The organism is Streptomyces niveiscabiei (genome assembly GCF_033794345.1).
In the GTDB taxonomy this organism is placed as follows: Bacteria; Actinomycetota; Actinomycetes; order Streptomycetales; family Streptomycetaceae; genus Streptomyces; species Streptomyces niveiscabiei.
On record NZ_JARAYJ010000005.1, the window covers coordinates 113483 to 126891 of the forward strand.

The following is a 13409-nucleotide window of genomic DNA, read 5'->3' on the forward strand; positions in this document are numbered from 1 at the left end:
CGTAACACCTGAGCGACGGGAGGCGCGATGGCCGGGGGTCTGGCGGGTTACGGAGAGGTCGTGCGGGCGCGGTACGCGGCGCGGCTGCTGGCCGGCACCCTGGTGGGCCGGCTGCCGTGCGCGACGGCGGCGATCACGATCGTGCTGTTCACGCGCGCGCAGGGCGGCACATACAGCCTCGCCGGGGTGCTGGCGGCGGTGTACGGCGTGGCGAACGCGGTGGGCCAGCCGGCGCTGGGCCGCCTGGTCGACCTGCACGGCCAGCCGCGCGTACAGCTCCCGGCCGCGCTGGGCTCGGCCCTGGGCATGGCCGTCTTCGCCTGGACGGGCCTGGAGCCGCTCTGGCTCGCCTGTACGGCGGTGGTGGCCGCGGGCCTGCTGACCCCGCCGCTGGAGGGCGGCCTGCGGGCCCTGTGGCCGTCCGTGCTGAAGCGCGAGGACCAGGTGCACACGGCGTACGCCATGGACGCGGTCGCGCAGGAGCTGATGTTCACGGTCGGCCCGCTGCTGGTGACGCTGTGCGTGGCCCTGTGGTCGGAGCAGGCGGCACTGCTGGTGATCAACGCGGTGGGCGTGCTGGGGGCGCTGTCGGTGGTGGTGTCGCCGCCCTCGCGCGCGTGGCGGTCGGCCCCGCGCGAGGCGCACTGGCTCGGCGCACTGCGCTCACGCCCGCTGCTGGCACTGCTGGGGGCATGCGTGTTCATCGGGGTGGCGCTCGGCTCGATCACGGTGGCGTCGGTGCCGTACGCGGACGCGCACGGCGGGGACGCGGTGTACGGCTGGCTGCTGGCCGCGCTGGGGCTCGGGGCGCTGGCCGGGGGGACGGTGTACGGGGCGCGGCAGTGGCCGGGGTCGGCGCAGCGGCGCCTCGAAGTGATCGTGGCGCTGCTGGCGGTGTGCTACCTGCCGCTGATGCTGCGTCCCGGCGCGGTGGCCATGGTGGCGCTCACCGCGCTGGCGGGGGTGTTCCTGGCGCCCGCCATCGCGTGCTCGTTCGTGCTGGTGGACCGGTACGCGCCGCGCGGGACGGTGACGGAGGCGTTCTCGTGGCTGGTGACGATGTTCGGGGTGGGGCAGGCGCTGGGGACCGGCGTGACGGGCCCGGTGGTGGAGGCGGGCGGCACGCTGTGGGGGTTCGCGGTGCCGGGCGCGGCGGGCTGTGCCGCGTTGCTGGTTTTGCTGGCGACGAGGGGGGTAATGGCGGTGCCCGAGGTGCGTACGGTGGCGGTGGTGTCGTCGGAAAATGATCCGAACCGTGCTGTCGAACCCCGTTTCAGTTCGGGGGATCGGGCGTAATGTTCAGTCATGGACCGCCGCATTTTCGGGCTGGAGAACGAGTACGGCGTCACGTGCACGTTCAGGGGACAGCGGCGTCTGTCTCCTGACGAGGTGGCGCGGTACCTCTTCCGCCGTGTCGTGTCATGGGGCCGCAGCAGCAATGTCTTTCTGCGGAACGGAGCCCGCCTCTATCTGGATGTGGGTTCGCACCCCGAATACGCGACACCCGAATGTGACAACGTGACCGAACTGGTGACTCACGACAAGGCCGGCGAGCGCATTCTCGAAGGGCTTCTGGTGGACGCGGAACGGCGCCTGCACGAGGAAGGAATCGCGGGCGACGTCTACCTCTTCAAGAACAACACGGACTCGGCAGGCAACTCCTACGGCTGTCACGAGAACTATCTGGTCGCGAGGCACGGGGAGTTCTCGCGGCTCGCGGACATCCTGATCCCGTTCCTGGTGACGCGTCAGCTGCTGTGCGGGGCGGGCAAGGTGCTCCAGACCCCGCGCGGCGCGGTGTACTGCGTCAGCCAGCGCGCGGAGCACATCTGGGAGGGCGTCTCCTCGGCGACGACACGCTCCCGGCCGATCATCAACACCCGCGACGAGCCGCACGCGGACGCGGAACGCTACCGCCGGCTGCACGTGATCGTGGGCGACTCGAACATGTCGGAGACGACGATGCTGCTGAAGGTCGGCGCGACCGACCTGGTGCTGCGGATGATCGAGGCGGGCACGGTGATGCGGGACCTGACGCTGGAGAACCCGATCCGGGCGATCCGCGAGGTCAGCCACGACATCACGGGCCGGCGCAAGGTGCGCCTGGCGAGCGGACGCGAGGCGTCGGCGCTCGAAGTGCAGCGCGAGTACTACGAGAAGGCCGTCGACTTCTGCGAACGGCGCGGCATCCGGACGGGGACGGTCGAGCAGGTCCTCGAACTGTGGGGCCGCACGCTGGACGCGATCGAGTCGGAGGACCTGGACCGGATCGGCACCGAGATCGACTGGGTGATGAAGTACCAGCTGATCGAGCGGTACCGGGCCAAGCACAACATGACGATGTCGCATCCGCGGGTGGCGCAGATCGACCTCGCCTACCACGACATCCACCGTCGCCGGGGTCTGTACTACCTGCTGGAGCGCAAGGGGCAGGCGGCGCGGATCTGCGACGACCTGAAGATCTTCGAGGGCAAGTCGGTGCCGCCGCAGACCACGCGGGCCCGCCTGCGCGGTGACTTCATCCGGCGCGCGCAGGAGCAGCGCCGGGACTTCACGGTGGACTGGGTGCACCTGAAGCTGAACGACCAGGCGCAGCGGACGGTCCTGTGCAAGGACCCGTTCCGTTCGGTCGACGACCGGGTGGAGAAGCTGATCGCCGGGATGTGACACACGTTCCGGTGACAGACCGGAACGCAACACGGGCGCCGTACGTTTCCCGTACGGCGCCCTTTGCACGCCGTAGAGTTGCGCGCACGCCATCCACCTGATCGATCGATTACGAGGCTTTCACCGTGCGCCGACGCTCCCTCATCCTCGCCGCCGTCCCCGCGGGACTGGTCACACTCGCCGGCTGCGGCGACGACAAGTCCGATTCGAACAAGGCGAGCGACAGCGCGTCGCAGTCGGCGTCCGACTCGCCGTCGGCCGCTCCGGCGCCGAAGGTCGTCGACGGCCCGCTGCCGGCCGTGACGGCGGGTCAGAAGTTCGGCGAGAAGCCGACCGTGGCGAAGGGCACCGGCTCCCCGTCGGACCAGCTCGCGGTGAAGACACTGATCGCGGGCAGCGGGCAGACGATCGCCGAGAAGGACTACGTCTGGGCGAACTACCTGGGCCAGATCTGGGACACGGCGAAGGTCTTCGACAACTCCTACGACCGCAAGACCCCCCTGTTCATCCAGCTCGCGCAGGGCAGCATCATCGACGGCTGGCGGTACGCCCTCGCGGGCAAGAAGACCGGCAGCCGCGTCGAGTTCTCCGTCCCGCCGACCTGGGGGTACGGCTCGGAGGGCCAGTCGCAGGCGGGCATCAAGGGCACGGACACGCTGGTGTTCGTGGTGGACGTGCTGGACACGTTCAACGCGAAGTCCTCCGCCAAGGGCAAGGACGTCGCGCAGGACGACGCCGCGCTGCCGAAGGTCGGCACGAACACGGACGGCAAGGCGCCGTCGGTCGAGATCCCGAAGTCGGCCGCGCCGAAGGGCCTGGTGGCGAACTACGTCATCGAGGGCGACGGCGCGGTCGTCAAGGCCGACTCCACGCTCGTCGTGCAGTACAAGGGCGTCGTGTGGGAGACCGGCAAGGAGTTCGACTCCTCGTACCAGCGCAGCGCGCCGACGTCGTTCTCGCTCCAGCAGGTCGTCAAGGGGTGGGCGCAGGGGCTGACCGGCAAGAAGGTCGGCAGCCGCGTCGTCGTCGTCGTACCGCCGGCGCTGGGCTACGGCGACAACCCGCCGAGCGGGAGCGGGATCGAGAAGACGTCGACGATGGTGTTCACGGTGGACATCCTGGCTTCCTCCTGACCCCGCCCGGCAGCTTCGTGACGCCGCGCGGGGTGTAAGACTGTGCGGGTTGCCTTTTTGTGAACGACCAGGAGTTTGACGTGAGCATCGAGAAGCCCGAGATCGACTTTCCCGAGGGTCAGCCGCCGGCGGACCTGGAGATCAAGGACATCTGGGAGGGCGACGGCGAGGTCGCGCAGGCCGGTCAGACCGTGACCGTGCACTACGTGGGCGTCACCTTCGCCACCGGCGAGGAGTTCGACGCGAGCTGGAACCGGGGCTCGGCCTTCAAGTTCCCGCTGGGCGCCGGCCGCGTCATCCAGGGCTGGGACAAGGGTGTGCAGGGCATGAAGGTCGGCGGCCGTCGCCAGCTGACGATCCCGCCGCACCTGGCGTACGGGGACCAGTCCCCGACCCCGGCGATCCCGGCCGGTTCCACCCTGATCTTCGTGGTGGACCTGATCGCGGTCTGAGCAGCGCACGACCGCCGCTGACCGAGTGGGGCCCATGCCTGTACGGGCGTGGGCCCTCGGCTTTTGCCGGGGCGGCGCGGGGCGGTACGGTCATCCGTCGGAAGCACCATAGGAAAGGCGTAGGGCGTCGATGGCCATTGCCAAGGCAGAACGGCTCATGAACCTGGCGCTGTGTCTGCTGGGGACGCGCAGGCCGCTGAGCAAGCGGGAGTTGCGGGAATCCATCGAGGCGTATCTTGAGGCGGCTGCGGACGACGCCTTCAACCGGATGTTCGAGCGCGACAAGGACGACCTGCGCGAACTCGGCCTGGTCATCGAGACGGTGGAGAACCTGGACGGCGAGGTCGGCTACCTCGCCCGCCGCGACAGCAACCGCCTCCCGCCGATCACCCTGGACGCGGAGGAGGCCGCCGCGCTGGGCGTCGCCGCGAAGGTGTGGCAGCAGGCACGCCTCGCCGGAGCCGCCTCCGGCGCGCTCCAGAAGCTGCGCGCCGCAGGTCTCCCGGAGGACGTCGACCCGTACGAGGCGCACGGCGCCCTGGAACCCCATATCCCCGTCCACGAGGCCGCGTTCGAGCCGCTGATGCTGGCGTGCCGGGACCGCAGGCCCGTCGTCTTCGACTACCGCAAGGTCACCGCCGCGCGCCCCGAGCCCCGCAACGTCGAGCCGTGGGCGCTGGAGTGCTGGCGCGGGCACTGGTACCTCGCCGGGTTCGACCGGGACCGGGGCGCCGAGCGGGTGTTCCGGCTGTCGCGGATCACCGGCCGCGTGCGGTCGCGAGGGGCCGGGTTCACGGCGCCGGTGCCGGACGTCGTCACCGTACGGGAGACCGTGGCCGGCTGGGCCGGGGAGGGCGCCGACCGCAGCGCGCTGATCCGGCTGCGGGCCGGCGCCGGGTACCCCCTTCGGGCGAAAGCCACGGTGGTCCGGGAACTCGGTGACGGGTGGGACGAGTTGGAGATTCCGTACGGGCACGGTCTGGACGCCTGGCTGGTGGAGTTCGGGCCGGACGTGGTGGTCGTCGAACCCGCCGAGCTGCGGGCGGACGTCGTCGACCGGCTGCGGGCCGTGGCCAAGGGCTGAGGGGGACGGGGAGCATGGCGGGAAAGCCGGTACGGCCGGTGAACGCGATCGACCAGACGCGGCGGATGCTGTCGCTGGTGACGTACCTGAAGGAGCGGCCCGGCGCGCGCGTCGAGGACGTGGCGCGGGCGTTCGGGATCAGCGAGGAGGAACTCGTCGCCGACCTGGACGTCCTGCCGATGTGCGGGACCAGCTTCCGGGGCGGGGACCTCCTCGACATCGACACCGACGGCGAGCACATCTGGTGGCACAACCCCGACGACGTCGCCGAGCCCCTGCGGCTCGCCGCCGACGAGGCGACGGCCCTGCTGGTCGCCGCGCGCGCGGTCGCCACGCTGCCGGGGCTGCGCGAGGGCGACCGGCAGGCGCTGCTGCGGGCCACCGCGAAGGTCGAGACGGCGGCCGGCGAGGCGGCCGTGTCCAGCGCGCGCCTGTCGGTGACCTTCGAGTCCGAGGGCGGGGTCTTCGCCGACGTCGACCGGGCCATCGCCGAGCGGCGCCGGCTGTGGATCCGCTACTACTCGCCCGCGCGCGACGAGGTCACCGAGCGGGAGATCGACCCGATCCGGCTGGTCAGCGTCGGGCACACGTACGTCGAGGCGTGGTGCCGGCGCTCCGAGGCGCGGCGCACGTTCCGGCTCGACCGGGTCGCCGAGATCAAGATCCTCGACGAGCCGTCCGCGCCGCCCGAGGTCGAGCTGCGGGATCTGTCGCTGGGGCTCGTGCAGCCCGCCGCGGAGGATCCCGAGGTCGTCGTCGAGGTGGGGCCCGGCGGGCGCTGGGTCGCCGAGTACTACCCGCACGACAGCGCCGACGAACTGCCCGACGGGGGGCTGCGGATCACCCTGCGCACACCCGACCCCGCGTCCCTGCGGCGCCTCGCGCTCCGGCTGGGGGCCGACGGGCGGATCGTCGCGCCGCAGGACCTCGCGGACAGCGCCCGCCGGGCGGCCCGGGAGGCGCTGGCCGCGTACGAGCAGGTCGAGGCGGGGGGAGCGGGCGGGTGAGCGGGACGCTTGAGGGGCGGGGGGTGCCGGTCGACCCGTGGGCGTCGGTGCGGCGGGGGGCTGAGGGGGATCGTGGGGCTGCGGTCGGGCAGGGGGGAGCGGTGGGCCGGGAGGCTGCGGTCGGGCAGGCGGCTGGAGTGGACCGCGGGGCGGCGGTGAGGCCGGAGGCTGGAGCGGGCCGCGGGGCGGCGGTGAGGCCGGGGGGCGAGGCGGGCCGTGGTGCTGGTGTCGGGCAGAGGGGCGAGGTGGACCGGGAGGCCGCGGTCGGTGAAGGGAGGGCGGCTGATGGGGGGATGACCGTCGCCATGGCCTTCGCGGGTATGAAGGACGTGGGAATCGAGGCCGTCACGCCGGTCGTGTTCACCGCTGGGTGTCCTGAGTGCCGGGGGCGGTTCCAACTGGGGGCCGAGGCGTTCATGCTGGCGATCGGGGGGAGCAGTCGGACGACGTTCTACTCCTTCACGTGCCCCGACTGCGGGGAGGCCGTGCGCAAGCCCGCGGGGGAGCGGATCGTGGAGCTGCTGGTGGGGGGCGGGGTGCGGACGCTGCGGTTGCAGGGGGCGTAGGCGGGTTTCGGGGGGCCGGGCCGGGTGGGGTGTCCCTCTGCCGGGGGCGGCGACCGCCTGTCACCGGGGCTCCCGTGGAGCGCTACGCTCGGGGCATGTTCTGGGCGATGGTCGCGGTTGCTGTGGGATTTCTCGGGCTGGTCGTGCTGGGGGTGCTCGCGGTGCGGGTGTTCGTGGAGGCGCGGCGGCTCGGGGCGCAGGTCGCGGCGTCCGCGGAGCGGATCGGGCGGGCCGCGGAGGAGCTGGAGCGGGCGGCGGTGAGCACCGCGCGGGCCGCCGACTCGCTGTGAGTGCGGCCGTGACGGCTCTGTGAGTCGGGGGGCCGATGCGATTTGGGCGACTTCTCCCTCCCGCGCCGACCGGTGCGGCGGGTACGCTGCTGGTCGCGGACCGGAGAACGAGGCCCGATTCGCGGAACAGGGAGTACGCACGGGGATTGCCTGACGTTCACCCCCGGGCGTTACGATCGCTGAGAGCACGATCGTTCGGACACCTGTCCGACCGGTCGCACAGCATCCCCACCCAGCCGCCTCGGTGAGAAGGTAAAGACTTATGTTCGGAAGGCTCGGAGCCCCCGAGATCATTCTCATCCTCGTCGTCATCATCCTGCTGTTCGGCGCGAAGAAGCTTCCGGACATGGCCCGCTCGCTCGGCAAGTCCGCGCGGATCCTCAAGAGCGAGGCCAAGGCGATGAAGGAGGAGGGTGGCAACTCCTCCACGACTTCGGCCGCCCCGCCCACCCCGGGTGACCAGGCGTCCGCGCAGCGCACCATCCAGGCGGCCCCCGGCGACGTGACCAGCTCCCGCCCGGTCACCGAGCCGACGGACTCCACCAAGCGCTGACGCAGGGCCGGTGACCTCCGGCCCGCCGTACGAGATGGGAACGTGGGTTGCTCAAGTCTGCCCGCAAGAAGGAGAAGGATCCCGAGGGGCGGATGCCCCTCGTGGAGCACATTCGCGAGCTCCGTAACCGGCTCGCGAAGGCCGTTCTGGCGATTGTCGTCATCACGGTCATCGCCGCCTTCTTCTACAAGGACATCATCGAGTTCTTCACGAACCCGATTCTGGACTCGGTCGGGTGCAACGCCACCCTCTCCGAACTGGCGCAGCAGCGGACCGGAACCTGCGCCCGCATCGTCCTCAACGGTCTGCTGACCCCGTTCACGCTCGCCCTCAAGGTCTCCCTGATGGCCGGTGTGATCTTCGCTTCGCCGGTCTGGCTCTACCAGCTGTGGGCGTTCGTCGCTCCCGGCCTGCACAAGCACGAGCGGAAGTACGCGTACGCGTTCGTCGGCGCCGGCTTCCCGCTGTTCCTGGGCGGTGCCTTCTTCGCGTACAAGACGCTGCCGACCATGGCGAAGGTGCTCCTGGAGTTCTCGCCCGCGGACCTGGACAACCAGCTGCCGCTGGACGACCTGCTCGACCTGATCGTCCGTATGGTGCTCGTCTTCGGGCTCTCCTTCGAGCTGCCGCTGCTGCTGGTGATGCTCAACCTGACCGGGGTGCTGACCGGCAAGCGGATGCTCGGCTGGTGGCGCGGCATGATCATGGGCATCACGGTCTTCGCGGCCGTCGCGACGCCCAGCACCGACCCGCTGACCATGCTGGCCCTCGCGGGACCGATCTGGGTCCTCTACTTCTGCGCCACCGTGTTCTCCCTCCTGAACGACAAGCGCAAGCGCCGCCGCGAGGAGATGGGCCCCGGCGACGACGAAGCGTCCGAACTCGACCTGACCCCCTCGGACATCGGCGAGGTCGAATCCGTGAGCTCCGCCCGCGCGCTGCCGGGCCAGTCGAGCACGGAGCGGGTCAACGGGTACGACGACGTGACCTGACCCTCCTTCGACCGCGGGACGCGGCCGGACGCCCACGAGGCGGCCGGCCGCTTCCGTTTCTCCACGATCCGTCCAGGATCCGGATAATGATCGTCCCGTTGTCAGTGGGGGCCGGTACGCTCGAAGGCACGATGACAGAGGACCTCTCTCCGGCTGAGCGGTATGCGGCGGCGCGCAGGCGTGCTGTCGAGCAGGCGACCGCGTTGGCCGGGTTTCGCGAGATGTATGAGTTCGGGCTCGATGCTTTTCAGATCGAGGCCTGTCGGGCGCTTGAGGCGGGGAAGGGGGTGCTGGTCGCCGCTCCTACGGGGTCGGGGAAGACGATCGTCGGGGAGTTCGCCGTTCACCTGGCCCTGGGGCAGGGGAAGAAGTGTTTCTACACGACTCCCATCAAGGCGCTCTCCAATCAGAAGTACGCCGACCTGTGCCGCCGCTACGGCGCGGACAAGGTCGGGCTGCTGACGGGCGACAACAGCGTCAACTCCGACGCGCCGGTGGTCGTGATGACGACCGAGGTGCTGCGGAACATGCTGTACGCGGGCTCGCAGACGCTGCTGGGCCTCGGGTACGTGGTGATGGACGAGGTGCACTACCTCTCCGACCGCTTCCGGGGCGCCGTATGGGAAGAGGTGATCATCCACCTCCCCGAGTCCGTGACGCTGGTCTCGCTGTCCGCGACCGTGTCCAACGCGGAGGAGTTCGGCGACTGGCTGGACACGGTCCGCGGGGACACCGAGGTCATCGTCTCCGAGCACAGGCCCGTGCCCCTGTTCCAGCACGTGCTGGCGGGGCGGCGGATGTACGACCTGTTCGAGGAGGGCGAGGGCAGCAAGAAGGCCGTCAACCCCGACCTCGTCCGGCTCGCGCGCATGGAGGCGCAGCGGCCCTCGTACCAGGACCGCAAGCGCGGCCGGATGCGGGAGGCCGACCGGGAGCGGGAGCGGCGTTCGCGCTCGCGCGTGTGGACGCCGGGCCGGCCCGAGGTCATCGAGCGGCTCGACGCCGAGGGCCTGCTCCCCGCGATCACCTTCATCTTCAGCCGCGCCGCCTGCGAGGCCGCCGTACAGCAGTGTCTGTACGCCGGGCTGAGGCTCAACGACGACGCGGCGCGGGCCGAGGTGCGCGCGCTCGTCGAGGAGCGTACGGCCGCGATTCCGCGTGAGGACCTGCATGTCCTCGGTTACTTCGAGTGGCTGGAGGGGCTGGAGCGGGGCATCGCCGCGCACCACGCCGGGATGCTGCCGACCTTCAAGGAGGTCGTCGAGGAACTGTTCGTGCGCGGGCTCGTCAAGGCCGTCTTCGCGACGGAGACGCTGGCGCTCGGCATCAACATGCCGGCCAGGTCCGTCGTCCTCGAAAAGCTCGTCAAGTGGAACGGCGAGCAGCACGCGGACATCACGCCGGGGGAGTACACGCAGCTCACCGGGCGGGCCGGGCGGCGGGGCATCGATGTCGAGGGGCACGCGGTCGTGCTGTGGCAGCGGGCCATGAGCCCCGAGCACCTCGCGGGGCTCGCGGGCACGCGGACGTACCCGCTGCGGTCGAGTTTCCGGCCCTCGTACAACATGGCCGTCAACCTCGTCGAGCAGTTCGGGCGCCACCGCTCGCGGGAGCTGCTGGAGACGTCGTTCGCGCAGTTCCAGGCCGACCGGTCGGTCGTCGGGATCTCCCGGCAGGTCCAGCGCAACGAGGAGGGGCTCGACGGGTACAAGGAGTCGATGACCTGCCACCTCGGGGACTTCGAGGAGTACGCCCGGCTGCGGCGCGAACTCAAGGACCGCGAGACCGAGTTGGCCCGGCAGGGGGTGGCTCAGCGGCGTGCCGAGTCCGCGGTCGCGCTGGAGCGGCTCAAGCCGGGTGACGTCATCCACGTGCCCACCGGCAAGTACGCCGGGCTCGCGCTCGTCCTCGATCCGGGGCTGCCGGCCGGGCGGGCCAACGGGCACCGGGGGTTCGAGCATCATGACGGGCCCCGGCCGCTGGTGCTGACCGCCGAGCGGCAGGTCAAGCGGCTCGCCTCCATCGACTTCCCGGTGCCGGTCGAGGCGCTCGACCGGATGCGGATCCCCAAGACCTTCAACCCCCGCTCGCCCCAGTCCCGGCGGGACCTCGCGTCCGCGCTGCGGACCAAGGCCGGGCACATTCCGCCGGAGCGGGCCCGCAAGAAGCGGTCCCAGGCCGCCGACGACCGCGAGATCGCCCGGCTGCGGGCCGAGTTGCGGGCCCACCCCTGCCATGGGTGCGCCGAGCGCGAGGACCATGCGCGGTGGGCCGAGCGGTACTACCGGCTGCTGCGGGACACGTCCCAGCTGGAGCGGCGGATCGAGGGGCGGACCAACACGATCGCCCGGACCTTCGACCGGATCGTCGCGCTGCTGACCGAGCTCGACTATCTGCGCGGGGACGAAGTCACCGAGCACGGGCGGCGGTTGGCCCGGTTGTACGGCGAACTCGATCTGCTCGCCAGTGAGTGTCTGCGGGCCGGGGTGTGGGAAGGGTTGTCGCCCGCCGAACTCGCCGCGTGCGTTTCCGCGTTGGTGTACGAGGCCCGTGTCGGGGACGACGCGATGGCTCCCAAGGTGCCGTCCGGGGCGGCCAAGGCCGCGCTCGGGGAGATGGTGCGGATCTGGGGGCGGCTGGACGGGCTGGAGGAAGAGTTCAAGATCAGTCAGACGGAGGGGGTCGGGCAGCGGGAGCCGGATCTCGGGTTCGCCTGGGCTGTGTTCATGTGGGCTTCCGGGAGTGGGCTGGACGAGGTGCTTCGGGAGGCGGAGATGCCTGCGGGGGATTTTGTGCGGTGGTGCAAGCAGGTGATCGATGTGCTGGGGCAGGTTGCGGCGGCGGCGCCGGCTGAGGGGTCGACCGTGCCCAAGGCTGCGCGTAAGGCTGTTGAGGGGGTGTTGCGGGGGGTGGTCGCCTATTCGTCGGTGGGGTGAGGTTGGGGGGCGGGTGCGGGAGGAATGTGGCTGGTCGCGCCCACGCGGCGGTAGTCGCACATCGATACAGCCCCGCGCCCCTGAAAGACGGGGCGTTGCTCTAGAGCCTGTTCAGATATGAGCGCCAGCCTCCATATGTCGTGATGTCCTCTGCGTTCCCCAGTGCGCTGGGTTCGCAGAGGAAGCCTGGTACCTGGGTGCCGTCTGTCAGGTCTACCTTGCCCAGCGTCATCGGGCGGGGGAGTGCTGACAGGAGGTGGCCCAGGCCCTCTGGGGGGATGTTCCAGATCTCCGTCTCTATGGCCGCTCCTCCTTCGCCTACGTGCACCAGGCCCGGCTTCGGTGGGGTCGTGTTCAGGGCGTGCAGGCGGTAGGCCGGGGCTGTTGTCGTCGTGCGGTTCAAGGTCGCGCCCAGGGACAGGAGTTGGGGGTTCAGGGGCTGGCCCGTCAAGTGGGCGCCCACTACCGCCAGTTGGACGTTGCCTGTCAGTAGTTCCGCGATTCTGGGGAGGCGTTCGTCCGTGTGGGCCGGGGCTATCAGCATGACGCCGAAGGGGAGGCCGTTCACCTTGCCCGCGGGGATCGCCGCTGCGGCCAGGTCGAAGAGGTTGGTGGAGTTGGTGAAGCGGCCGAGGCGGGCGTTGGTGGTGAAGGGGTCGGCGGCTACTTCGGCCAGGGTGGGGTGAGTCGGGGTGGTGGGGAGCAACAGGGCGTCCGCGTCCGCGAGTTGCTCAAGGGCCTTGGTGCGGAGGTTCGTCAACTTCGCCTGGTCCGCGAAGAGCCGGTGGGCCGGGATGTCGCGGGCCTTGGTGATGATCGCCGCTACCGTGGGGTCCAGGTCGGGGCCGGCTTTGTCGATGAACTCGCCCACCGCTGTGTAGCGTTCGGCGACGAAGGCGCCCTCGTAGAGCATCGCCGCGGCTTCGGTGAACGGCGTGAGGTCCAGGGTGCGGATCTCGGCGCCCGCCGCGCGGAGCCGGCCGACCGCCGCTTCGTACGCCTGTTGCCAGCCCTCGTCCAGGGGGCCCAGGTCGTCGGGGGTGGCGATCGCTATGCGCCAGGGGCCGGGGGCTCGGGGTGGGGTGGGGCTCGGGGTGGTGGTCATGTGGGCCAGGGCCTGTTCGGCTTCTCGCAGGGTGCGGGCGAAGACCGTGACGCAGTCCAGGGAGGCGCAGGCCGGGACCACGCCGTCCGTCGGGACCAGGCCCTTCGTCGGTTTGAGGCCGACGATGCCGTTGAAGGCCGCCGGGACCCGGCCGGAGCCCGCCGTGTCGGTGCCGAGGGCCAGGTCCGCGATGCCCAGGGCCACCGCGACCGCCGAGCCGGAGCTGGAGCCGCCGCTGACGCGGGACGGGTCGTGGGCGCCTCGGACCGCGCCGTACGGGGAGCGGGTGCCGACCAGGCCCGTGGCGAACTGGTCGAGGTTCGTGGTGCCGAGGACGAGGGCGCCGGCCGCGCGGAGCCGGGCGACCACGGGGGCGTCGGCCGGCGGGTCGTACGCGTACGAGGGGCAGGCGGCGGTCGTGGGGAGGCCGGCCACGTCGATGTTGCCCTTGACGGCGAGGAGCCGGCCGGCGAGGGGGAGGTGCTCGCCCGCCGCGAGGCGGGCTTCCAGGGACCGGGCCTCCGCCTCCACCGCCTCCCGGGGGCGCAGGGTGATCCAGATCTCCGGGCGGTCCACGGCGTCGATGCGGGCGTAGGCGGCGCGGACTCGGGTGGTGAGCATGGG

General features: G+C 71.0%; 12 protein-coding genes. 11 read left to right on the forward strand and 1 reads right to left on the reverse strand.

Annotation, left to right across the window (positions count from 1 at the left end; translation table 11 throughout):
- Window positions 1-27 precede the first annotated feature (27 nt).
- From PV682_RS08760 to PV682_RS08810, 11 genes are all read left to right on the forward strand, one after another.
- Entirely contained in the window at window positions 28-1296 is a 1269-nt protein-coding gene (locus PV682_RS08760; RefSeq protein WP_319725802.1) for an MFS transporter, read from the forward strand.
- Window positions 1297-1305: 9 nt separating this feature from the next.
- Window positions 1306-2667, forward strand: a complete 1362-nt coding sequence (gene pafA / locus PV682_RS08765) for a Pup--protein ligase (protein ID WP_055723213.1) — start codon at window positions 1306-1308, stop codon at window positions 2665-2667.
- Between the two features lie 125 nt (window positions 2668-2792).
- Window positions 2793-3800, forward strand: coding sequence for an FKBP-type peptidyl-prolyl cis-trans isomerase (locus PV682_RS08770; protein ID WP_319725805.1), 1008 nt, complete (start codon window positions 2793-2795; stop codon window positions 3798-3800).
- Between the two features lie 80 nt (window positions 3801-3880).
- On the forward strand, window positions 3881-4252 hold the full coding sequence (locus tag PV682_RS08775; RefSeq protein WP_055723215.1) for an FKBP-type peptidyl-prolyl cis-trans isomerase: 372 nt from the start codon (window positions 3881-3883) through the stop codon (window positions 4250-4252).
- A gap of 130 nt (window positions 4253-4382) precedes the next feature.
- Window positions 4383-5336: a helix-turn-helix transcriptional regulator gene (locus PV682_RS08780; protein WP_109365049.1), complete on the forward strand. Its 954-nt coding sequence runs from the start codon at window positions 4383-4385 to the stop codon at window positions 5334-5336.
- 14 nt (window positions 5337-5350) lie between these two features.
- Window positions 5351-6343 carry a helix-turn-helix transcriptional regulator gene (locus tag PV682_RS08785; RefSeq protein WP_109365050.1) on the forward strand — a complete coding sequence of 331 codons (993 nt, stop codon included), beginning with the start codon at window positions 5351-5353 and terminating at the stop codon, window positions 6341-6343.
- 293 nt (window positions 6344-6636) lie between these two features.
- Window positions 6637-6909 (forward strand): hypothetical protein, encoded by a 273-nt coding sequence (locus PV682_RS08790; protein ID WP_109364542.1) that lies wholly within the window; start codon window positions 6637-6639, stop codon window positions 6907-6909.
- 95 nt (window positions 6910-7004) lie between these two features.
- Window positions 7005-7199, forward strand: coding sequence for a hypothetical protein (locus PV682_RS08795; RefSeq protein ID WP_055723694.1), 195 nt, complete (start codon window positions 7005-7007; stop codon window positions 7197-7199).
- A 262-nt stretch (window positions 7200-7461) separates the two neighbouring features.
- Window positions 7462-7752 carry a Sec-independent protein translocase subunit TatA gene (tatA, locus tag PV682_RS08800; protein WP_319725811.1) on the forward strand — a complete coding sequence of 97 codons (291 nt, stop codon included), beginning with the start codon at window positions 7462-7464 and terminating at the stop codon, window positions 7750-7752.
- A gap of 47 nt (window positions 7753-7799) precedes the next feature.
- Window positions 7800-8744, forward strand: a complete 945-nt coding sequence (tatC, locus tag PV682_RS08805; protein ID WP_319725813.1) for a twin-arginine translocase subunit TatC — start codon at window positions 7800-7802, stop codon at window positions 8742-8744.
- A gap of 86 nt (window positions 8745-8830) precedes the next feature.
- Entirely contained in the window at window positions 8831-11680 is a 2850-nt protein-coding gene (locus tag PV682_RS08810; protein WP_319725815.1) for a DEAD/DEAH box helicase, read from the forward strand.
- Between the two features lie 100 nt (window positions 11681-11780).
- Here the strand turns inward: PV682_RS08810 and atzF are convergent, their stop codons facing one another.
- Entirely contained in the window at window positions 11781-13406 is a 1626-nt protein-coding gene (atzF, locus tag PV682_RS08815) for an allophanate hydrolase (protein ID WP_319725817.1), read from the reverse strand.
- Window positions 13407-13409: the final 3 nt, after the last annotated feature.

Bases quoted from the DNA above. Each gene is read 5' to 3' on its own strand.
- PV682_RS08760 (WP_319725802.1), top strand. From the start codon at position 28: ATGGCCGGGGGTCTGGCGGGTTACGGAGAGGTCGTGCGGGCGCGGTAC.
- pafA (WP_055723213.1), top strand. From the start codon at position 1,306: ATGGACCGCCGCATTTTCGGGCTGGAGAACGAGTACGGCGTCACGTGC.
- PV682_RS08780 (WP_109365049.1), top strand. From the start codon at position 4,383: ATGGCCATTGCCAAGGCAGAACGGCTCATGAACCTGGCGCTGTGTCTG.
- PV682_RS08785 (WP_109365050.1), top strand. From the start codon at position 5,351: ATGGCGGGAAAGCCGGTACGGCCGGTGAACGCGATCGACCAGACGCGG.
- PV682_RS08790 (WP_109364542.1), top strand. From the start codon at position 6,637: ATGACCGTCGCCATGGCCTTCGCGGGTATGAAGGACGTGGGAATCGAG.
- PV682_RS08795 (WP_055723694.1), top strand. From the start codon at position 7,005: ATGTTCTGGGCGATGGTCGCGGTTGCTGTGGGATTTCTCGGGCTGGTC.
- tatA (WP_319725811.1), top strand. From the start codon at position 7,462: ATGTTCGGAAGGCTCGGAGCCCCCGAGATCATTCTCATCCTCGTCGTC.
- PV682_RS08810 (WP_319725815.1), top strand. From the start codon at position 8,831: ATGATCGTCCCGTTGTCAGTGGGGGCCGGTACGCTCGAAGGCACGATG.
- atzF (WP_319725817.1), bottom strand. From the start codon at position 13,406: ATGCTCACCACCCGAGTCCGCGCCGCCTACGCCCGCATCGACGCCGTG.